Annotated in this window: 17 protein-coding genes and 1 tRNA gene; 11 read left to right on the top strand and 7 right to left on the bottom strand. The window is 68.8% G+C overall.

Going from position 1 to position 20,810, the window contains the following annotated elements; genetic code table 11:
* Positions 1-32: 32 nt before the first annotated feature.
* The 3 genes from BLU79_RS19635 to BLU79_RS19630 form a co-directional block, all read right to left on the bottom strand.
* Complete coding sequence (locus BLU79_RS19635) at positions 33-1,016, bottom strand: cell envelope lipid trafficking protein PgfA (protein WP_093907119.1); 984 nt, start codon at positions 1,014-1,016, stop codon at positions 33-35.
* Between the two features lie 25 nt (positions 1,017-1,041).
* On the bottom strand, positions 1,042-1,176 hold the full coding sequence (locus BLU79_RS47455) for an SPW_0924 family protein (protein WP_107489302.1): 135 nt from the start codon (positions 1,174-1,176) through the stop codon (positions 1,042-1,044).
* Between the two features lie 167 nt (positions 1,177-1,343).
* Entirely contained in the window at positions 1,344-3,080 is a 1,737-nt protein-coding gene (locus BLU79_RS19630) for a lytic transglycosylase domain-containing protein (RefSeq protein WP_093907118.1), read from the bottom strand.
* A 338-nt stretch (positions 3,081-3,418) separates the two neighbouring features.
* Here BLU79_RS19630 and BLU79_RS19625 point away from each other — a divergent pair, with 338 nt between their 5' ends.
* A complete protein-coding gene (locus tag BLU79_RS19625) occupies positions 3,419-4,291 on the top strand; it encodes a DUF4184 family protein (RefSeq protein WP_093907117.1) in 873 nt (290 codons plus the stop codon).
* Here BLU79_RS19625 and BLU79_RS19620 read toward each other — a convergent pair.
* On the bottom strand, positions 4,194-4,598 hold the full coding sequence (locus tag BLU79_RS19620; RefSeq protein ID WP_177001087.1) for a hypothetical protein: 405 nt from the start codon (positions 4,596-4,598) through the stop codon (positions 4,194-4,196). The two genes, BLU79_RS19625 and BLU79_RS19620, sit on opposite strands and share 98 nt — an antisense overlap.
* A 318-nt stretch (positions 4,599-4,916) precedes the next feature.
* Complete coding sequence (gene polA, locus BLU79_RS19615) at positions 4,917-7,643, bottom strand: DNA polymerase I (protein WP_093907116.1); 2,727 nt, start codon at positions 7,641-7,643, stop codon at positions 4,917-4,919.
* A 220-nt stretch (positions 7,644-7,863) separates the two neighbouring features.
* Between polA and BLU79_RS19610 the strand changes: the two genes are divergently transcribed.
* From BLU79_RS19610 to BLU79_RS19575, 8 genes are all read left to right on the top strand, one after another.
* Complete coding sequence (locus tag BLU79_RS19610) at positions 7,864-10,143, top strand: FdhF/YdeP family oxidoreductase (RefSeq protein ID WP_093907115.1); 2,280 nt, start codon at positions 7,864-7,866, stop codon at positions 10,141-10,143.
* 53 nt (positions 10,144-10,196) lie between these two features.
* A complete protein-coding gene (locus BLU79_RS19605) occupies positions 10,197-10,685 on the top strand; it encodes a hotdog fold thioesterase (RefSeq protein ID WP_093907114.1) in 489 nt (162 codons plus the stop codon).
* Positions 10,686-10,807: 122 nt separating this feature from the next.
* The gene (locus tag BLU79_RS19600; protein ID WP_093907113.1) at positions 10,808-11,218 is read left to right on the top strand and encodes a hypothetical protein; all 411 of its coding nucleotides are present in this window, start codon (positions 10,808-10,810) and stop codon (positions 11,216-11,218) included.
* Positions 11,219-11,701: 483 nt separating this feature from the next.
* Entirely contained in the window at positions 11,702-12,931 is a 1,230-nt protein-coding gene (locus BLU79_RS19595) for a branched-chain amino acid ABC transporter substrate-binding protein (protein ID WP_371131895.1), read from the top strand.
* A gap of 115 nt (positions 12,932-13,046) precedes the next feature.
* Complete coding sequence (locus BLU79_RS19590) at positions 13,047-13,976, top strand: branched-chain amino acid ABC transporter permease (RefSeq protein ID WP_093907112.1); 930 nt, start codon at positions 13,047-13,049, stop codon at positions 13,974-13,976.
* Between the two features lie 5 nt (positions 13,977-13,981).
* Positions 13,982-15,811 (top strand): branched-chain amino acid ABC transporter permease, encoded by a 1,830-nt coding sequence (locus tag BLU79_RS19585; RefSeq protein WP_371131894.1) that lies wholly within the window; start codon positions 13,982-13,984, stop codon positions 15,809-15,811.
* A gap of 5 nt (positions 15,812-15,816) precedes the next feature.
* A complete protein-coding gene (locus tag BLU79_RS49775) occupies positions 15,817-16,689 on the top strand; it encodes an ABC transporter ATP-binding protein (protein ID WP_093907385.1) in 873 nt (290 codons plus the stop codon).
* Positions 16,686-17,402, top strand: coding sequence for an ABC transporter ATP-binding protein (locus BLU79_RS19575; RefSeq protein WP_093907111.1), 717 nt, complete (start codon positions 16,686-16,688; stop codon positions 17,400-17,402). The genes BLU79_RS49775 and BLU79_RS19575 overlap by 4 nt, the downstream gene beginning before the upstream one ends.
* Positions 17,403-17,474: 72 nt before the next feature.
* Here the strand turns inward: BLU79_RS19575 and BLU79_RS19570 are convergent, their stop codons facing one another.
* Positions 17,475-18,131, bottom strand: coding sequence for an ANTAR domain-containing response regulator (locus BLU79_RS19570; RefSeq protein ID WP_093907110.1), 657 nt, complete (start codon positions 18,129-18,131; stop codon positions 17,475-17,477).
* 100 nt (positions 18,132-18,231) lie between these two features.
* Here BLU79_RS19570 and BLU79_RS19565 point away from each other — a divergent pair.
* Together BLU79_RS19565 and BLU79_RS19560 are read left to right on the top strand one after the other, a co-directional pair.
* Positions 18,232-18,306, top strand: a tRNA-Leu gene (locus tag BLU79_RS19565).
* Positions 18,307-18,412: 106 nt separating this feature from the next.
* Entirely contained in the window at positions 18,413-19,159 is a 747-nt protein-coding gene (locus BLU79_RS19560; protein ID WP_093907109.1) for a helix-turn-helix domain containing protein, read from the top strand.
* A gap of 53 nt (positions 19,160-19,212) precedes the next feature.
* On the opposite strand, the gene pyk is transcribed toward BLU79_RS19560, so the two are convergent.
* Positions 19,213-20,649: a pyruvate kinase gene (gene pyk, locus BLU79_RS19555; protein WP_093907108.1), complete on the bottom strand. Its 1,437-nt coding sequence runs from the start codon at positions 20,647-20,649 to the stop codon at positions 19,213-19,215.
* Positions 20,650-20,810: the final 161 nt, after the last annotated feature.

The raw sequence follows: 20,810 nt of genomic DNA, 5'->3' as shown, positions 1-20,810 counted from the left end.
GTGCTCAGGATCGTACAACTCGGCTACGGAGCTCAGGCGTTGACCGGTTCGGGCTGCGTCGCCTCGGAGGGGGCCGGGCGGCGCCCGCGTGCCTCCAGGTAGAGGGACAGGGCGAGGAGCAGCACGCCCAGGGTCAGGAAACCCCAGGGCAGATACGACGTCATCAACAGGACGAGGGTGCGGTTGGACTTGACCAGGTCCACCGTGTAATCGATGTAGTCCTCGCGCATCTTCACGTGGCCCGCGAACGCCGTCACCTTGTCGCGGTCGCCGAGGAGGGTGCCGCCGCGCAGCTCCTCCTTGTGGATCTCCTCGCCGTAGACGGGGGCGCCGGTGAGGGGTTCGACCCAGAACTTGCGGACGGTCGTGTACCAGCGGGTGGTGCCGGTCTTGGCGACCGACTCCGGTGTGATGCCCTCGACCGGCATCGTCTTGGGGAACCTGACCTTGGTCCACGGGACGGTCTGCTCGAAGTAGTAGACCTCGACGCCGCGGAAGTCCTGGGTGCCCTTGTAGTGGATGGGGGCGCTGGTGCGGGTCTGGGCGTCGAAGTACTCGTAGTCCCGTTTCTCCGTCAGGAAGGGCCACTTGAACTCGATGCCCTGCCGCTTCACCGGGTCGCCGTCGACCGACTCGCCGGTGGCGTGGACGGGTTCCTGGGTGTGCGCGTCGAAGATGTAGCGCTCGGGGATCCTGGAGACCATCTTGCCGTCGGGGCCGACGACGTAGGAGAGGCCGTCCCAGACCACCACGTCCTTGCCCGCCGTCTTCTCGATCTTCTCCGAGGCTTCGACGTTGCCCTTGAGCGTCTGCACGATGGTGACCTTGGGGACCTTACGGGCCTTCATCGTGCCGTAGTCGAGGAGGGTCGCGTCCTTCGCCTCCAGGACCATGTCCTGGTACTGGCCGGCCGGGATCTTGGCCAGGCGCGGGAAGGCGTACCAGCGCAGCAGTGGAGACAGCGCCGCGAAGAACACGGCGAGGGCGAGCAGGATCAGGCCGGCCTTGCGGCGCATCTCGGCCTCCCTCCCGGACGGGCGGTCACGGGTGTGCGGGCACCGTCGTGAGCAGCGGTTTCGGGGACGTCTTGCCGGTCGGTGCGCCCATGGCCGTGATCGCGAGGACCAGGGCGAGCGCGACGACGAGACCGGTCGCGGCGGCGATCAGGGCGCGCAAGGGGGCCTCCCGGAATCCCGGAGCTGACACGGACGAACACATCTGATACGTCGTCAGGTTCGGCACCGTAGCAACGGGCGGGCGAGATGAGAACACGTTGCGCATATGAACAAAGGGCGCCCTGTCCGCCGTAACGGAAGGGCGCCCTGGGGCTGATTGCGCGGCGGCTATGCGCTCGGGCTCGCCGACGCCGAATCCGACGGGGTCGGACTGGGCGACGTCTCGGCCGCCGCCACCTTCAGCTCGACGGTCAGCGTCGCGCCGCCCGCGGTGTTGATGCGGAGCAGGAACGTGCCGGTGGTGTCGTCGGCGTACAGCTTGGGCAGCTTGAGCAGGCCCTTGTCGTCGGTGGTCAGGCCGGTCAGGGTGCGTACGGTCTTGCCGTCGGCGTCCTTGAAGTAGGGGCCCTTGTCGTTCTCGGCCGGGTCGTCCGCCGACTTGATGAGGGTGACGGTGGCCGCGACCTTGTCCGCGACGGCGTCCTTGTAGGTCGCCTTCACCTCGACCTGGTCGGCGAACTCGCCGCCCGGGGTGCAGGTCAGCGCGGTGTCGCTGGTGCGGGTCAGGGTGTCGGCGGCGCGCTCGGTGACCGTGGCCGTGTAGTCGAGGCCGGCGATCGTGCGGCCGACGACGGTGGCGCGGACGACGAACTCGCCCGTGTTCTCACCCGCCTTCAGCGCGGGCGCCACCGCCTCGCCGGTGCTGCCGGTGAGGGTCGTGGCGTACTTCTCGCCGGTGCTGAAGGTGGCGTCGGTCGCGCCGATGATGGTGAAGCGGATCCGGACCTTCGCGATGCCCTTGCCGGCGTCGGTCTCGGCCCGCGCGCTGACCTTCTCGGTGAACGTGTCGCCCGCCATCGCGGTGAGCTTGGCGGTGCCCGCGTCCTCCAGGTGGTCCACCATGTCGGTGGGAGTGGGGGCGGGAGGCGTCGTGCCGGGCGGGGGCGTGCTCGGCGGAGTCGGCTCGGGGCTCGTGGAGCCGCCGTTGTCACCGGGCTTGGGGCTGCTCGGTGACGAAGGGGCCGACGGGGTCGTCGGCGTGCTGGGCGTCGTCGGCGTCGGGCTCGCGCCCGCCGTGTCGTCGCTGCGGTCGGACGGGAGGGTGCCGGTGCCGTCCGGGATCTCGTGGGTGCCCTTGCGGTAGTACTCCAGCCACGACAGGACGAGGTTGAGGTAGTCCTGCGAGTTGTTGTAGCTGAGGATCGCGCGGTCGAGGTCGCCCTGGGTGGACAGGTCCCAGCCGTAGCGGCAGAGGTAGTGGCCGGCGGCGAGCGCGGCGTCGTAGATGTTGTTGGGGTTGCTCTCGCCGTCGCCGTTGCCGTCGCGGCCGGCCCATGCCCAGGTGGAGGGGATGAACTGCATGGGGCCTACGGCGCGGTCGTAGGAGCTGTCCCCGTCGTAGGCGCCGTTGTCGGTGTCGCTGATGTTCGCGAAGCCGTTGCCGTTGAGCTGCGGGCCGAGGATCGGGGAGAGCGTGTTGCCGTTCGCGTCCACACGGCCGCCGCGGGCCTGGCCGGACTCGACCTTGCCGATCGCGGCGAGGAGCTGCCACTGCAGGTTGCAGCCCGGCTTGGCCTCCTGGAGCGCGGTCTCGGCCTTCTTGTAGGCGTCGAGGACGGTCGCGGGGATGCCCGCCTCACTGGCGCCCGGGGTGACGGGGGTGCTGGTGGTCGGCGAGGGGCTGGGGCTGTTGAGCGGCGGCAGGTCGGTGTAGTACGGCGAGTTGCCGGTCGCGCTGTCCTCGGCCGGGGTGTCCGCGGAGGGCTGGGTTCCGGTGGTGACTCTTCTGCCGGCGTCGTCGGTCGTCACTCCCGGAGCCTGGGACGCGGCCAGTGCCGCGACCACGACCGCGGCGACCGTGGTGTTCACCGCGCCCTTGCGGAGCCTGCCGAATTGCGCCGCCATGAAATGGACCCCTCCCGTGGACGCCCGAGCGCCCGCCTCTGTCTGTCGGGCTCGCCGTGTCGCGCTCGCCCCTGTAGTGACGATCGACTTGCCGCGACAGTTGCCCTCGCGGCACACATTCCCTCGCTGTTCATCTGTTCGGCCGCGTTCCCCCGGCACGGTGACCCAGGCGACCCTACGACAACTTCCTTTGCAGGGGCACCCGTTGGTGCCCGATATTTACCGGTTGGCCACGTCCGGGCTCTCCGTCGGATGTCCCTCATACTGGCTTGTCCATACTGGCTTGTCCGATCACCGGGGCCGACCGGGCCCCTCAACACCCCGCACAAGGAGCCCCGTTGCCGTTCACGCTCAGCCATGCGGCGGCCGTACTGCCCGCCGTGCGCACCGACGGAACCGGCCGAAGCATTCTGGTACCGGCCGTCATGGTGGCGGGTTCCTTCTCTCCCGACATGACCTATTACGCGGCGAGTGTCCTGCCCGAGGCGATGGAGTTCGGCGATGTCACGCACTCGTTCGCGGGCGTGTTCACCGTCGACGTGGTGCTCGCCTGGGCGCTGGTGGGCCTGTGGCTTCTGCTGCGCGAGCCGCTGGTGGCGCTGCTGCCGGCGCGACGCCAGGTCCGGGTGGCCACGCTGCTGCGCTGCGGGGCGCCACGCGCGCGCGTACGTCCTTCACTGGCGGTGCGCTGGTACGTCTCGGCCGTGCTCGGCTCGCTGACGCATGTCGTGTGGGACGCGTTCACGCATCTCGACCGCTGGGGGATGCGGCTGTTTCCCGTCCTGGGCGAGCAGATCGCGGGGTCGCCGCTGTACTGGTATCTGCAGTACGGCGGTTCGGCGGTCGCCGCGGCCGTCATCGCCGCGTTCGTGGTCGTGGCGCTACGGCGGACTCCCGCGGCCTCGCCGGTCGGGGTTCCGGTCCTGTCGGTACGGGACCGGTGGTCGGCCGGTGCGGTGATCGGCGGGATCGCCGCGGTGGCGGCGGTGCAGCGGGCGGTGCGCTGGTGGGAGTACTGGGGGTCGACCGCCGCGTACTGGGAGCTGATTCCGACGCTGTGCTTCGGGGCGGGCGCGGGGCTCGTGCTGGGGTTGCTGCTGTACGGCGTGGGGGTCAGGGTGTGGCGTCCGGTCCGGGGCCCTGGTGGTGGGGGTGACGGTGCGGATGTGGATGGCGCCGGTCGGGAGTCGAGCCGTCCTGCGGCTCGGTGAGGGCGCCGGCGGTCGCCACGAACACGGTGACGGTGCGGACGGGGCGGGATCGTGGGAGCCAGGTGCGGGCCAGGGCCAGGTAGCTGCGGGTCAGCTCGGCCCAGCCCGGTGCGCTGCGGGCGGCCCGGCGGCGGACGGTGGTGGCCGTGAGCCGCAGGGTGGTCACCAGGTCCGTGGGGATGCGGGCGGAGCCTGCCCCGGGGGCGAAGGGTGGGGTTGATGGCTGCGCTGCGAGAGGGGCGTCGCCTTCGGTGTTCGCGTTCGCCGGTGCCGGGGTCGTCCGGCGGTTGAGCGTGCGTATACCCATGCCCGCATCCTTACGGGCGGCGGGGGTGGGGGCGCTTTTGCGGGGGCCACGTGAGTGACGGGTCCCTCCGGGGGTTCGGCAGGGGCCCTGCGGGTGCCGAGGTTGCGGTGGGTTTCGGGGCTGCGGGTTCGTTGTGGCTGACTACCTGAGCGTCTGCCTGGTTGCGGTGATTCTTGGGGCTGCGGGTTCGTTGTGGCTGGTCGCGCAGTTCCCCACGCCCCTTCAGGGCGTCGCAGTTCCGCTCCCTGTAGGCCCACCGAAATGCCGGGCCGGTTGGGAATCCGGCCCGGCATCGGGATGTGGCTCTACCGCCGGAGGCTAGTGCGCCGCCGACTCCCAGTCCGGGCCCGCGCCCACCGAGACGCCCAGGGGGACGGTGAGGTGGACCGCGTCGGACATTTCTCGGCGGACCAGGGCCTCCGCGGCCTCGCGTTCGCCGGGGGCGATTTCCAGGACGATTTCGTCGTGGACCTGGAGGAGCATGCGGGAGGTGAGGTTCTGCTCGCGCAGGGCGCGGTCGACGTTGAGCATGGCGATCTTGACGATGTCCGCCGCCGTGCCCTGGATGGGGGCGTTGAGGGCCATGCGCTCGGCGGCCTCGCGGCGCTGGCGGTTGTCGCTGTTGAGGTCGGGGAGGTAGCGGCGGCGGCCGAAGAGTGTCGCCGTGTAGCCCGTCGCCCGTGCCTCGTCGACGGCGCGGCGCAGGTAGTCCCGTACGCCGCCGAAGCGCTCGAAGTAGGCGTCCATGAGGGCGCGGGCCTCGCCCGCGTCGATGTTCAGCTGCTGGGAGAGGCCGAAGGCGGAGAGCCCGTAGGCCAGGCCGTACGACATCGCCTTGATCTTGCGGCGCATCTCCGCGTCCACGGCGGCGGGTTCCACCGCGAACACCTGCGAGGCTGCCGTGGTGTGCAGGTCCTCGCCGGAGGTGAACGCCTCGATCAGGCCCTCGTCCTCGGAGAGGTGGGCCATCACGCGCAGTTCGATCTGGCTGTAGTCCGCGGTCATCAGGGACTCGAAGCCCTCGCCGACCACGAAGCCCCGGCGGATGGCCCGGCCCTCGTCGGTGCGGACGGGGATGTTCTGGAGGTTCGGGTCCGTCGACGAGAGGCGGCCGGTCGCCGCGACCGTCTGGTTGAACGTCGTGTGGATACGGCCGTCCGTCGCGATCGTCTTGATCAGGCCCTCGACGGTGACGCGCAGCTTCGCCTGCTCGCGGTGGCGGAGCATGATGACCGGCAACTCGTTGTCGGTCTGGCCGGCGAGCCAGGCCAGGGCGTCGGCGTCCGTCGTGTAGCCCGTCTTCGTCTTCTTCGTCTTGGGCAGGGCGAGTTCGCCGAAGAGGACCTCCTGGAGCTGCTTGGGCGAGCCCAGGTTGAACTCGTGCCCGGCCGCCGCGTGCGCCTCCTTCACGGCCTGCTGCACGGCGCCCGCGAACATCTGCTCCATGGCCTCCAGGTGGGCCCGGTCCGCCGCGATGCCGTGCCGCTCCATGCGGGCCAGCAGGGCGGACGTCGGCAGCTCCATGTCCCGCAGCAGGTCCGCCGCGCCGACCTCCGCCAGGCGGTTCTCGAAGGCTTCGCCCAGGTCCAGGACCGCGCGGGCCTGGATCATCAGCGCCTCGGCCTCGGCGCCGTCGTCCGCGCCGAAGGCCAGCTGACCGTCGGCCGCGGCGGCCGGGGCCAGCTCGCGGTGGAGGTACTCCAGGGACAGCGCGTCCAGGTCGAAGGAGCGGCGGCCCGGCTTGACCAGGTAGGCGGCGAGCGCGGTGTCCATGCGGACGCCCTCGATGCTCCAGCCGTGCTCGGCGAAGACCCGCATCGCGCCCTTGGCGTTGTGGAAGACCTTCGGCTTGTCGGCGTCGGCCAGCCAGGCCGCGAACGCCTTCTCGTCGGCCTCGTCCAGCTGCGACGGGTCGAACCAGCCCGCCGCACCGTCGGCCGCGGCCAGGGCGACCTCGGCGACCGAGCCGGTGCCGAGCGCCCAGGTGTCGACGGTGACCACGCCGAGGGCCTCGGCGCCGCGCTCGGCCAGCCAGGGGGCCAGCTCGCCGGTGCCGAGCACCGTGCCGTCCAGTTCCACGCCCTCGGTGGTGACCGGGGTGGTCTCGGCCTCCTCGGCTCCGGGGTCGACGCCGAAGAGCCGCTCGCGCAGGGACGGGTTACGGATCTCCAGGGTGTCCAGGATCATCGCGACGGCCTTGCGGTCATAGGGCGCGCGTGCGAGGTCGGTGACGGTCTTGGGCAGCTCGACGGCTCGCTCCAGCTCGGTCAGCCGGCGGTTGAGCTTGACGGCCTCCAGGTGGTCGCGGAGGTTCTGGCCGGCCTTGCCCTTGACCTCCTCGACGCGCTCGACCAGCTCCGCGAACGAGCCGAACTGGTTGATCCACTTCGCGGCCGTCTTCTCACCGACGCCCGGGATGCCCGGCAGGTTGTCGGACGGGTCGCCGCGCAGGGCCGCGAAGTCGGGGTACTGGGCGGGCGTCAATCCGTACTTCTCGAGAACCTTCTCCGGGGTGAAGCGGGTCAGCTCGGAGACGCCCTTGGTCGGGTACAGCACCGTGGTGTGCTCGCTGACCAGCTGGAAGGAGTCGCGGTCGCCGGTGACGATCAGCACCTCGAAACCCTCGGCCTCGGCCTGGGTGGCCAGCGTGGCGATCACGTCGTCGGCCTCGAAACCGTCGACCGCGAACCGCGAGACGTGCATCGCGTCCAGCAGCTCGCCGATCAGCTCGACCTGGCCCTTGAACTCGTCCGGGGTCTTGGAGCGGTTCGCCTTGTACTCCGTGAACTCCGCGGAGCGCCAGGTCTTGCGGGACACGTCGAACGCCACGGCGAAGTGGGTGGGCGCCTCGTCGCGAATGGTGTTGGCCAGCATCGACGCGAAGCCGTAGATCGCGTTCGTCGGCTGGCCCGTCGCGGTCGTGAAGTTCTCCGCGGGCAGCGCGAAGAACGCACGGTAGGCCAGCGAGTGCCCGTCCATGAGCATCAGGCGCGGCCGGCTGCCGCCGGGGTTCTTGTCGGTCTGCTTCGATGCTGTCTCTGCCACGCCCCCGATCCTGCCACGCCCCACTGACAGTCGGTTCCCCCCGGGAGGTGCGGCCCCGGGAAGAGGGGCGCGGAGGGGGTTCGCGATACCGGTTCGCGGAGGGGGTTCATGGAGGACATGGATGGGGAGTGCGGGGGCCGGGCCCCCTGCCCCCGTTATCGGTCTCGCGTGCGAGGATCGGAGATGTACCTCACACGTGTACATGAATGGGGAGTGCGCGATGGCCACCAAGCCGCCCAAGGGTGATCCGGTTCAGGACGCGCCGCAGGTCGCCGAGCCGCAGCACGCGGCTGCCGGGCTGCCGGCCATCGGTCACACCCTGCGCATCGCACAGCAGCAGATGGGCGTGAAGCGGACCATGCTGACCCTGCTGAGCGTCAACCAGAAGGACGGCTTCGACTGCCCGGGGTGTGCCTGGCCGGAGCCGGACCACCGGCACAAGGCGGAGTTCTGTGAGAACGGCGCGAAGGCGGTGGCCGAGGAGGCGACCCTGCGCCGCGTCACCCCGGAGTTCTTCGCCGCGCACCCCGTCGCCGACCTCGCGAACAGGAGCGGTTACTGGCTGGGACAGCAGGGGCGGCTGACGCATCCCATGTTCCTCCCCGAGGGGGGCACGCACTACGAGCCCGTCACCTGGGAGCGCGCCTTCGACATCATCGGCGAGGAGATCACCGCCCTCGGCTCCCCCGACGAGGCCGTCTTCTACACCTCCGGCCGCACCAGCAACGAGGCCGCGTTCCTCTACCAGCTCTTCGCGCGCGAGCTCGGCACCAACAACCTGCCCGACTGCTCGAACATGTGCCACGAGTCGTCGGGGTCGGCGCTGAACGAGACCATCGGCATCGGCAAGGGCAGCGTCCTGCTGGAGGACCTCTACAAGGCCGACCTGATCATCGTCGCCGGTCAGAACCCGGGCACGAACCACCCGCGCATGCTCTCCGCCCTGGAGAAGGCCAAGGCCAACGGCGCGAAGATCATCAGCGTCAACCCGCTGCCCGAGGCGGGCCTGGAGCGGTTCAAGAACCCGCAGACCCCGCACGGCATGTTCAAGGGAGCCGCGCTCACCGACCTGTTCCTGCAGATCCGCATCGGCGGCGACCAGGCACTCTTCCGCCTCCTCAACAAGCTGATCCTCGAGACGGAGGGAGCGGTCGACGAGGAGTTCGTCCGCGACCACACCCACGGCTACGAGGAGTTCGTCGAGGCCGCCCGCGCCGCCGACTGGGACGAGACGCTCACCGCGACCGGCCTCACGCGCGCGGACATCGACAAGGCCATGGCGATGATCCTCGCCTCGCGGCGCACCATCGTCTGCTGGGCCATGGGCCTCACCCAGCACAAGCACTCCGTGCCGACCATCCGCGAGGTCGTCAACTTCCTTCTGCTGCGCGGAGACATCGGCCGCCCGGGCGCGGGCGTGTGCCCGGTGCGCGGTCACTCGAACGTGCAGGGCGACCGCACGATGGGCATCTTCGAGAGGCCGGCCCCGGCGTTCCTGGACGCCTTGGAGAAGGAGTTCGGCTTCGCGCCCCCGCGTGAGCACGGCTACGACGTCGTCCGGGCCATCCGCGCGCTGCGCGACGGCGAGGCCAAGGTCTTCTTCGCGATGGGCGGCAACTTCGTCTCCGCCACGCCCGACACGGACGTCACCGAGGCGGCCATGCGGCGCGCACGGCTCACCGTGCATGTGTCGACGAAGCTCAACCGCAGCCATGCCGTCACCGGTGCGCGTGCCCTGATCCTGCCGACGCTCGGCCGCACCGAGCGCGACCTCCAGGGCAGCGGCGAGCAGTTCGTGACGGTCGAGGACTCCATGAGCATGGTGCACGCCTCCCGGGGGCGCCTGGAGCCCGCGAGCACGCATCTGCTGTCGGAACCGGCGATCGTCTGCCGTCTGGCACGCCGCGTGCTGGGCGAGGGCAGCCTGACGCCCTGGGAGGAGTTCGAGAAGGACTACGGGACGATCCGGGACCGTATCGCCCGCGTGATCCCCGGCTTCGAGGACTTCAACGCGCGCGTGGCCCACCCCGGCGGCTTCACACTCCCCCACGCCCCGCGCGACGAGCGCCGCTTCCCGACGGCGACGGGCAAGGCCAACTTCACGGCGGCCCCGGTCGAGTACCCGACGGTGCCCGAGGGGCGGCTGCTGCTGCAGACCCTGCGCTCGCACGACCAGTACAACACCACGATCTACGGCCTCGACGACCGCTACCGAGGGATCAAGAACGGCCGCCGGGTCGTCATGATCAACCCCGAGGACGCAGCAAGGCTCGACATCGCCGACGGCTCGTACGTCGACCTCGTGAGTGAGTGGAAGGACGGGATCGAGCGGCGGGCGCCCGGCTTCCGGGTCGTGCACTATCCGACGGCCCGGGGCTGCGCGGCCGCGTACTACCCGGAGACCAACGTCCTGGTCCCGCTGGACGCCACCGCGGACACCAGCAACACCCCGGCCAGCAAGTCCGTCGTCGTACGTCTGGAACAATCGGGCACCGACTGAGCGTTTGCTCAGTCGACCCTCACCGACTGAGCACCACGAACGGAGCCGGACCCATGGGCGAGCAGCAGCATGTGAAGTTCCCGCAGGAGGTCATCGACGAGTACGCCGCGCTCGGCGTCGACCTGCCGGCCCTGTTCTCCGCCGGGCACCTCGGCACGCGCATGGGTGTCCAGATAGTGGAAGCGTCCGCCGAGCGGGTCGTCGGGACCATGCCGGTCGAGGGGAACACCCAGCCGTACGGACTGCTGCACGGCGGCGCCTCCGCGGTGCTCGCCGAGACGCTCGGGTCGGTGGGGTCGATGCTGCACGCCGGCAGCTCCAAGATCGCGGTCGGTGTCGACCTCAACTGCACCCACCACCGCGGCGCCCGCTCCGGCCTCGTCACCGGCGTGGCCACGCCGCTGCACCAGGGGCGCTCGACGGCGACGTACGAGATCGTGATCAGCGACGAGCAGGGTCGGCGCGTGTGCAGCGCGCGGCTGACCTGCATGCTGCGGGACGTGAACCCGAGCGACGAGGAGCGTCTCCGCGCGGCGAAGTGACGCCTGCGCCTCGCGGTGCGCGGCGAACGGACGCCGACGCCTTGACGACACTTCCGTGACAACCAACACCCTTACGTTTTCTTGCCGTTGAACCCGAGCGCCCGGCCGCATACCGTCGAGACATGACGACGGGAGGAGCGCGCCGGACGGTGGCCTTGCTCGGACTGGCGCTACTGACCGCCGGTCTGGCGGCCGGCTGCGGCGGCCGGTCGGGCGCTCGGGACGGAGCGGGCGAGACCCGGGCGAGCGCCAACTCGCCCTCCCCGTCGGCGACTCCGCCCGCGCGGCTGTGCACGCGCATCATCGGATACTGGTCCCGCCGGGCACTGACCGGCGACACCTACGGCGACTACCAGTCGATGGGCCTGTCCGACGGCCAGTACGAGATCCTCCGCAAGGTCGTGGACGCCGCCCGCGCGGAACGCCGGCACGCGGACGCGTCCGCGGCCGACCGGCTGATCGACCGCCGGGCGCGCGAGTTGTGCGAGGAGCGGTACCGAAACGGCGAGCCGACCGGAGGGCCATGGGGCTGACCGAGGCATTCCACATTTCCGCATTCGTGCCCCATACACGAAAAGGGCCGGAGAACACCGAGCACCTTTCCCGGCTGTAACTCTGCGTAATACAGCTGCAATACAGGCCCACGGATCTTCCCCACCGAGCCCCCTCCCCACAATCCCACAGAAGCCCTCAGGTAGCCTTCGGCAACAATCGAGGTAATCACCAAAACCCGTGAACACTCGTGAAGACGCTACGCGCGAACGCTGCGAGTTCTCACTATGTGGACAGGGCGAATCGGCCGGAAATCCACTCTTCCCCCCACCGAGTACCGCTCTGCATTACCCGATGTCATAACAAGAGCGTCACAGCCTTGGTCAGGGCCTCCTCCATGTTCCCCACACACGCTTAGAGTCACGGCCAGTCACCGCGCCATCGGATTCGAAGTCACTTCGACCCAGCGCTCGACTCGGCGCGTTCCGTGGGGGACCCGCCGTGCCAGGGAAAGGACCTGATTCGTGCGTCAACGTTCGATCATCGCCATAACCGCCGCACTCGCGGCGGGATCGCTGACACTCACGGCTTGTGGGTCGCGTGACGACGACGGCGGCAGCAGCAACGGCGACAAGACCACGGTTGTGATCGGTGTCGACGCCCCGCTGACCGGCGACCTGTCGGCCCTCGGCCTCGGCATCAAGAACTCCGCCGACCTGGCCGCCAAGACGGCCAACAAGCAGGAGTTCGTCAAGGGCGTCGAGTTCAAGATCGAGGCTCTCGACGACCAGGCGCAGCCGTCCGTCGGCCAGCAGAACGCCCAGAAGTTCATCAGCAACAAGGACGTCCTCGGCGTCGTCGGCCCGCTGAACTCCAGCGTGTCGCAGCAGATGCAGAAGCCGTTCAGCGACGCCGGCCTGACCCAGGTCTCCCCCGCCAACACGGGTACGGAGCTGACCCAGGGCGACGGCTGGAAGACCGGCGACTCGGTCCGCCAGTTCAAGACGTTCTTCCGCACCGCCACCACGGACGAGATCCAGGGCGCCTTCGCCGCCGACTACCTGTACAACCAGGCGAAGCTCAAGAAGGTCTACCTGATCGACGACCAGAAGACCTACGGCGCCGGCCTCGCCGCGTCCTTCAAGGCGAACTTCACCAAGTTCGGCGGCCAGATCGTCGGCAGCGACCACATCAACCCCGACGACCGTGACTTCAACGCCGTGGTCGCCAAGATCAAGAAGACCGGCGCCGAGGCCCTGTACTACGGCGGCGAGTACCCGGCGGCCGCCCCGCTGAGCCAGCAGCTCAAGGACAGCGGCCAGAGCATCCCGCTCATGGGCGGCGACGGCATCTACTCCGGCGAGTTCCCGAAGCTGAACAAGAAGGCCGAGGGCGACCTCGCCACGTCCGTGGGCGAGCCCGTCGAGAAGCTCGACTCCGCCCAGACGTTCATCAAGAACTACGAGGCGGCCGGCTACGAGGACGCCTACGAGGCCTACGGCGGCCTCACCTACGACGCCACCTGGGCCATCATCGAGGCCGTCAAGCTGGCGGTCGAGGGCAACGACGGCAAGGTCCCGTCCGACGGCCGCAAGGCGGTCCTGGACGCCATGGCGAAGGTCAAGTTCGACGGCGTCACCGGCGCCATCTCCTTCGACGAGTTCGGTGACACCACCAACCACACGATGACCGCGTACAAGGTCAAGAGCAACGCGTGGACGCCGGAGTTCAGCGGCGAACCCAAGCTGGGCTGAGCAGAGGACGAGTAAAGAAACCTCCCCCATCACACATTGATCCAGGCCGCGCGGGAGACGCCCACCAGCGCTCCCGCGCGGCGCCATATCCGAACCACTCCACGGAGGCCCTGCGGTGAACGAACTGCCGCAACAGCTGGCCAATGGACTCATCCTCGGCGCGATGTACGGACTCATCGCGATCGGCTACACGATGGTCTACGGCATCGTCCAGCTCATCAACTTCGCCCACGGCGAGATATTCATGGTCGGGGGCTTCGGCGCCCTGACCGTCTGGTTGGTACTCCCCGAAGGCTTCGCCCTCGGCGCCGCGATCCCCCTCATGATCCTCGCCGGCGTCATCGTCTCGGTCGCCGTCGCCACCGCGGCGGAACGCTTCGCCTACCGGCCACTGCGCACCGCGCCACGGCTGGCACCCCTCATCACCGCCATCGGCCTCTCCATCGTCCTCCAGCAGGCCGTGTGGATGTGGTACCCCGACGCGAAGAAGGACCAGCCCTTCCCGCAGTTCGAAGGCGGCCCCATCGACGTCCTGGGCGCCAACATCCAGCGCGGCGACCTCTTCGTCCTGATCGCCGCCCCGCTGTGCATGTTCGCCCTCGGCATCTTCGTCACCAAGACGCGCTCCGGCCGCGGTATGCAGGCCACCGCCCAGGACCCCGACACGGCCAAGCTGATGGGCATCAACACCGACCGCATCATCGTCATGGCGTTCGCCATCGGTGCCGCGTTCGCCGCCATCGCCGCGGTCGCCTACGGCCTCAAAAACGGCCAGGTCGGCTTCCGCATGGGCTTCCTGATGGGCCTCAAGGCCTTCACCGCCGCCGTGCTCGGCGGCATCGGCAACATCTACGGCGCCATGCTCGGCGGCATCGTCCTCGGCGTCGCCGAGTCCCTCGCCACCGGCTACGTCGGCGACATCCCCGGCATGGAACTCTTCGGCGGCGGCGCCTGGAAGGACGTATGGGCGTTCGCGCTGCTCATCCTCGTCCTCCTGTTCAGGCCACAGGGCCTGCTCGGCGAACGCGTCGCGGATCGGGCGTGATACCCATGACCACCGACACCCCCATGGACAAGACCACCGACACCACCAAGGTGTCCACCGCGGAAGCCACCCCGATCATCCCGCTGCCGCACGCCGCGGCCCGCGGGCTGACCGTCGCCGGCTCCGCCGTCGCCCTCATAGGCACCTTCCTCGCCTGGACCTGGACCGAGGAGTTCCCGGGCAACCTCACCGTCACCGGCTACCCCGGCGGCCTGCAGGTCCTCACCCTCGTCGGCTCCGTGCTGACCCTGCTGTTCGCCCTCTCCGGCTACGGCATCCGAGGCCTGCGCTGGCTCACCCCCGGCGGCAAGAACAGCCCCGTCCTGCTCGCCGCCCTCGGCGTGTTCGGCACCACGGGCTACTCCATCGGCGCGATCAGCCAGGAGCTCGGCGGCCTCGTCAACCTGGAGCCCGGCGCCTGGGTCTCCGGCATCGGCGCGCTCATCGCCGTGATCGGCGCCCTGGGCCTCCCGGTCGACCAGCCCTACGGCGCGGGCGACCCGACCCCCAACCTCTGGGGCCGGATCCGCCACTCACTCACCGCCCCCGAGCCCACCCGGGCCAAGGAACTGCCCTCCTGGGTGGAGATCCTGATCATCGCCGCGGGCTTCGGCGTCGGCCTGTACGTCTTCGCGTACGGCATCGGCACCGAATACTCCGAGCTGTTCATCGGCTTCCTGATCGTCACGGCCTTCGGCTTCACCGCCGTGACCCGCGCAGGCCTCCTCAAGCGGCTCTCGGCACTCACCGCCAAGCACCGCAACGTCGCCATGGCAGCGGCCTTCGTCGCCGCAATGTGCTTCCCGTTCACCCAGACCAACGACCAGTTCGCCCTCATCGGCGCGAACATCCTGATCTTCGCCACGGTCGCCCTGGGCCTCAACGTCGTCGTCGGCCTCGCCGGCCTCCTCGACCTCGGATACGTCGCCTTCCTCGGCGTCGGCGCCTACGCCGCCGCCCTGGTCTCCGGCTCCCCCCAGTCGAGCATCGGCGTCGAATTCCCGTTCTGGGCGGCCGTCCTCACCGGCGCCGCCGCCTCGCTGATCTTCGGCGTGGTGATCGGTGCCCCGACCCTGCGACTGCGCGGCGACTACCTCGCCATCGTGACGCTCGGCTTCGGTGAGATCTTCCGCATCACCATGAACAACCTGAACGGCAACAGCGGACCGGACGTCACCAACGGCTCCAACGGCATCCCCAACATCCCCGACCTGGAGATCTTCGGGTTCAACCTCGGACTGCCGCACGACGTCCTGGGCACGGAGCTCACCCGCTCCGGCAACTACTACCTGCTGATGCTGCTGTGCACGGCCATCGTCGTCCTGGTCTTCCGCCGCTCGGCGGAATCCCGCATCGGCCGCGCCTGGGTCGCCATCCGCGAGGACGAGACCGCCGCCACCGCGATGGGCATCAACGGCTTCCGCCTGAAGCTCCTCGCCTTCGCGCTCGGCGCCGCCCTCGCCGGCCTCGCCGGCACCGTCCAGGCGCACGTGTCCTACAGCGTCACGCCCGAGCAGTACCAGTTCGCCGGCTCCGTACCGCCGAACTCGGCCTTCCTGCTCGCCGCCGTCATCCTCGGCGGCATGGGCACCATCAGCGGCCCGCTGATCGGCGCCGCGCTGCTCTACCTGATCCCGGCCAAGCTCCAGTTCATGGCGGAGTACCAGTTGCTCCTCTTCGGCATCGCGCTGATGCTGCTGATGCGCTTCCGCCCCGAGGGCCTGGTCGCCGACCGCAGGAAGCAGCTCGAATTCCACGAGACCGGACAGCTCGACGTACCGGAGGACAAGCCATTGCCCGAAGGCGCGACCGGCGTCGCGAAGGCAGGGGCGTGACCGCCATGACCACCACCACGACAGCAGCCACCGCCACGACGGTGCTCGACGCGAGCGGAGTCACGATGCGCTTCGGCGGTCTGACCGCCGTACGCGACGTGAGCCTCACCGTGAACAGCGGCGAGATCGTCGGCCTCATCGGCCCCAACGGCGCCGGCAAGACGACCTTCTTCAACTGCCTCACCGGCCTGTACATCCCGACCGAGGGCAAGGTCGCCTACAAAGGCACCGTCCTGCCGCCCAAGCCGCACCTGGTCACCCAGGCCGGCATCGCCCGTACCTTCCAGAACATCCGGCTCTTCGCCAACATGACCGTTCTGGAAAACGTGCTGGTCGGACGGCACACCCGGACCAAGGAAGGCCTCTGGTCGGCCCTCCTGCGCCTGCCCGGCTTCAAGAAGGCCGAAGAGGAGTCACGGGCCCGGGCCATGGAACTCCTGGAGTTCACCGGCCTCGCCGCCAAGGCCGACCACCTCGCCCGCAACCTGCCCTACGGCGAGCAGCGCAAGCTGGAGATCGCCCGGGCACTCGCGAGCGAGCCCGGCCTGCTCCTCCTCGACGAACCGACCGCCGGTATGAACCCGCAGGAGACCCGGGCGGCCGAAGAGCTCATCTTCGCCATCCGGGACAAGGGCATCGCCGTCCTCGTCATCGAGCACGACATCCGGTTCATCATGAACCTCTGCGACCGGGTCGCCGTGCTGGTCCAGGGCGAGAAGATCGTCGAGGGCCCCGCCGAGGTCGTCCAGGCCGACGAACGCGTCATCGCCGCCTACCTGGGCACGCCCTTCGAGGGCGCACCGGGCGAGGCAGAGGTCGCCGAAGTCGAGGCTGCGGAGGCCGATGCGCAGAGCAGCACGGAAGGGGACGACAAGTGACCGCACTGCTCGAGGTCGAGGACCTCAGGGTCGCTTACGGCAAGATCGAGGCCGTCAAAGGCATCTCGTTCAAGGTGAACGCGGGCGAGGTCGTCACCCTCATCGGCACCAACGGCGCCGGGAAGACCACCACCCTGCGGACCCTGTCGGGCCTCCTCCAGCCGCTCTCCGGCGACATCCGGTTCGAGGGCAAGTCGCTGAAGAAGATCCCCGCCCACAAGGTCGTCGCGCTGGGGCTCGCCCACTCCCCCGAGGGGCGGCACATCTTCCCCCGCATGACGATCGAGGACAACCTCCGCCTCGGCGCGTTCCTGCGCACCGACAAGGAGGGCATCGAGAAGGACATCCAGCGCGCCTACGACCTCTTCCCCATCCTCGGAGAGCGCCGCAAGCAGGCCGCGGGCACCCTCTCCGGCGGTGAGCAGCAGATGCTCGCCATGGGCAGGGCGCTGATGTCCCGACCGAAACTGCTCATGCTCGACGAGCCCAGCATGGGCCTCTCCCCGATCATGATGCAGAAGATCATGGCGACCATCCAGGAGCTCAAGTCCCAGGGCACCACCATCCTGCTCATCGAGCAGAACGCCCAGGCCGCGCTCTCCCTGGCCGACCACGGCCACGTCATGGAGGTCGGCAAGATCGTCCTCTCCGGCTCCGGGCAGGACCTCCTGCACGACGAGTCGGTACGGAAGGCGTACCTGGGCGAGGACTGACCGCCCACATGAGTGAGGCCCGTGCCCCCCGGTAAGGGGCACGGGCCTCAGTCGTCCGCTTGCTCAAGTACGTCAGCCCTTGGCGGCCTTCTTCTCCTCGGCGTCCTGGATGACGGCCTCGGCGACCTGCTGCATGGACATCCGGCGGTCCATCGACGTCTTCTGGATCCAGCGGAACGCAGCCGGCTCCGTCAGCCCGTACTGAGTCTGAAGAATCGACTTGGCCCGGTCGACCAGCTTGCGCGTCTCCAGCCGGAGGGTGAGGTCGGCGACCTCCTTCTCCAACTCCTTCAACTCCGTGAACCGCGAGACGGCCATCTCGATCGCCGGCACGACGTCGCTCTTGCTGAACGGCTTGACCAGGTACGCCATGGCCCCGGCGTCCCGAGCCCGCTCGACGAGATCGCGCTGCGAGAACGCCGTCAGCATCAGCACGGGCGCGATGCTCTCCTCGGCGATCTTCTCGGCCGCCGAAATACCGTCCAGCTTCGGCATCTTGACGTCGAGGATGACAAGGTCGGGCCGGTGCTCGCGGGCGAGCTCGACGGCCTGCTCACCATCACCGGCCTCACCGACGACGGTGTACCCCTCTTCTTCGAGCATCTCTTTGAGATCGAGCCGGATCAGCGCCTCGTCCTCGGCAATGACGACACGGGTCGTCAGCGGAGGCACGTGCGACTTGTCGTCGTCGGGCGCGTCTACGGGCTGGGGCGACTCGGGGGCGGTCACGGGGGCTCCTCGTTCAGGGGCAGGGGTGCTGCTCCCAAGAGCCTACCTAGCTACGGTATGGTGGACGGGCAGCGGGTCGAGGTAAACCTTCGATTCACGGGCCCCGGTAGCCCAATTGGCAGCAGGCAATGGATTCAAAACCCATACAGTGTCGGTTCGAGTCCGACCCGGGGCACTTTTCCTTCGATTCCAAGGTCACCACACACAAGCGGATGTCCACGTTCTCGTGAACATCCGCTTTTTGCTGCGCGCCGTCGCGATCACTCTCACAGAGTGGCCACATGTACGACGTCAGCACTCGCAAGCGGGCACTCACGCTCGTCTCCCAGGGCCGCAGCCTGAATTCAGTGAGCCGAGAGACGTGTATTTCACGTGCCGCAATCCGCTCCTGGCAGCACCGCCTTGAACCCCTGCCCCGCATGGCGGTTCCGGACCCTGGGCCACCCGCTGACAATTGCGCGTACGCCTACCTGTTAGGCCTCTACCTGGGCGACGGCTGCATCAGTGCGCATACCCGCGGCACCGGCTTCTACCTCCGAATCGCGTGCGCCGATGCATGGCCGGGCCTGCTCCGACAGTGCCACGAGGCCATCACGAAGGTCCGTCCCGGTATCGGCGTCTACGCCCTTCAGAAGCAGGGATACGCGATGGTGACCAGCTACTCCCGGCATTGGCCCGCCCTCTTCCCCCAGCACGGCCCCGGCAGGAAGCACGAGCGCGCCATCACCCTCGAACCCTGGCAGCAGGAGATCGTCGATGCGCACCCTTGGGAGTTCATCCGAGGCCTCATCCACTCCGACGGCTGCCGTATCACGAACTGGACGACCCGCCTCGTCGCGGGTGAGCAGAAGCGCTACGAGTATCCGCGCTACTTCTTCACCAACCTGTCGGGCGACATCATCCGACTCTTCACCGCGACACTGGGCGCCGTAGGGGTCCAGTGGAAACAAGCGAACGACCGCAACATCTCCATCGCCCGCAAAGCCTCCGTAGCCCTCATGGACGCCCACGTAGGCCCCAAGCACTGACCCCACACAGCAAAAGGGCCCCTCCTCAAAGCTGAAGAGGGGCCTTCCGCCGACTACTTCGGACTGTCGTCCTCCCCGATGTGATGCACCCGCACCAGGTTCGTCGAGCCCGACACCCCGGGAGGCGAGCCCGCCGTGATGACCACCGTGTCGCCCTTCTGGCAGCGGCCGTACTTCAGCAACAGCTCATCCACCTGGTCGACCATCGCATCCGTCGACTCCACGTGCGGGCCGAGGAACGTCTCCACCCCCCACGTCAGATTCAGCTGCGAACGCGTCGCCGGCTCCGGCGTGAACGCCAGCAGTGGGATCGGGGAGCGGTAGCGGGACAGGCGGCGGGCGGTGTCGCCGGACTGGGTGAAGGCGACCAGGAACTTGGCGCCGAGGAAGTCGCCGATCTCGGCTGCCGCGCGGGCCACCGCGCCTGCCTGGGTGCGGGGCTTGTTGCGTTCCGTCAGGGGCGGGAGGCCCTTGGCGAGGATGTCCTCCTCGGCCGCCTCGACGATCTTCGCCATCGTCCGGACCGTCGCGATGGGGTACTTGCCGACACTGGTCTCGCCGGACAGCATCACGGCGTCGGTGCCGTCGATGACGGCGTTCGCCACGTCGCTGGCTTCGGCGCGGGTGGGCCGCGAGTTGTCGATCATGGAGTCGAGCATCTGGGTGGCGACGATCACCGGCTTGGCGTTGCGCTTGGCCAGCTTGATGGCGCGCTTCTGGACGATCGGGACCTGCTCCAGTGGCATCTCCACGCCCAGGTCGCCGCGGGCGACCATGATGCCGTCGAAGGCGGCGACGATGTCGTCGATCGCATCGACGGCCTGCGGCTTCTCCACCTTGGCGATCACCGGGAGGCGGCGGCCCTCCTCGTCCATGATGCGGTGGACGTCCTCGATGTCGCGGCCGGAGCGTACGAAGGACAGTGCGATGACGTCGAAACCCGCGCTCAGGGCCCAGCGCAGGTCGGCCTCGTCCTTCTCCGAGAGAGCGGGGACGGACACCGCGACGCCCGGGAGGTTGAGTCCTTTGTTGTCGGAGACCATGCCGCCTTCGACGACCGTCGTGTGGACGCGCGGGCCGTCGACGGAGGTGACCTCCAGGCACACCTTGCCGTCGTCGACGAGGATGCGCTCACCGGGGGTGACGTCGTCGGCGAGGCCGGAGTACGTGGTCCCGCACTGCTGGCGGTCGCCCTCCGCGCCCTCCTCCACGGTGATGGTGAAGGTGTCACCGCGTTCAAGGAGTACGGGTCCTTCGGTGAAGCGGCCGAGGCGGATCTTCGGGCCTTGAAGGTCGGCGAGCACGCCGACGCTGCGGCCGGTCTCGTCGGAGGCCTTCCGCACGCGCTGGTAGCGCTCCTCGTGATCGGCGTAGCTGCCGTGGCTGAGGTTGAATCGGGCGACGTCCATTCCGGCGTCGACCAGTGCCTTTATCTGGTCGTACGAGTCGGTGGCGGGGCCCAGGGTGCAGACGATTTTTGCTCGGCGCATGTTTCGACTCTATGACTTACCGGCGGGTAGAGAATTGGTCCGGCATGACTACTCAACAACCTTTGCGTGAAGGGCTATTGACAAGTGTTGAATTGGGCGGCGGGGCGCTCCGATGAGCGTTCGAATCGCCCCGCCGGGGTTATTCATAGGGTCGGGGTTGT

It is taken from the genome of Streptomyces sp. cf386, from assembly GCF_900103585.1.
GTDB lineage: Bacteria > Actinomycetota > Actinomycetes > Streptomycetales > Streptomycetaceae > Streptomyces.
The sequence above is the reverse complement of the archived record's forward strand: the minus strand, read 5'-3'. Positions and strand labels throughout refer to the sequence as shown.

Coding starts and splice junctions, on each gene's coding strand:
- BLU79_RS19620 (WP_177001087.1), bottom strand. CDS start 4,598: ATGGGTATACGCACGCTCAACCGCCGGACGACCCCGGCACCGGCGAAC.
- BLU79_RS19605 (WP_093907114.1), top strand. CDS start 10,197: ATGGGCGAGCAGCAGCATGTGAAGTTCCCGCAGGAGGTCATCGACGAG.
- BLU79_RS19585 (WP_371131894.1), top strand. CDS start 13,982: ATGACCACCGACACCCCCATGGACAAGACCACCGACACCACCAAGGTG.
- BLU79_RS19635 (WP_093907119.1), bottom strand. CDS start 1,016: ATGCGCCGCAAGGCCGGCCTGATCCTGCTCGCCCTCGCCGTGTTCTTC.
- BLU79_RS49775 (WP_093907385.1), top strand. CDS start 15,817: ATGACCACCACCACGACAGCAGCCACCGCCACGACGGTGCTCGACGCG.
- BLU79_RS19560 (WP_093907109.1), top strand. CDS start 18,413: ATGTACGACGTCAGCACTCGCAAGCGGGCACTCACGCTCGTCTCCCAG.
- pyk (WP_093907108.1), bottom strand. CDS start 20,649: ATGCGCCGAGCAAAAATCGTCTGCACCCTGGGCCCCGCCACCGACTCG.
- BLU79_RS19630 (WP_093907118.1), bottom strand. CDS start 3,080: ATGGCGGCGCAATTCGGCAGGCTCCGCAAGGGCGCGGTGAACACCACG.
- BLU79_RS19600 (WP_093907113.1), top strand. CDS start 10,808: ATGACGACGGGAGGAGCGCGCCGGACGGTGGCCTTGCTCGGACTGGCG.
- BLU79_RS19610 (WP_093907115.1), top strand. CDS start 7,864: ATGGCCACCAAGCCGCCCAAGGGTGATCCGGTTCAGGACGCGCCGCAG.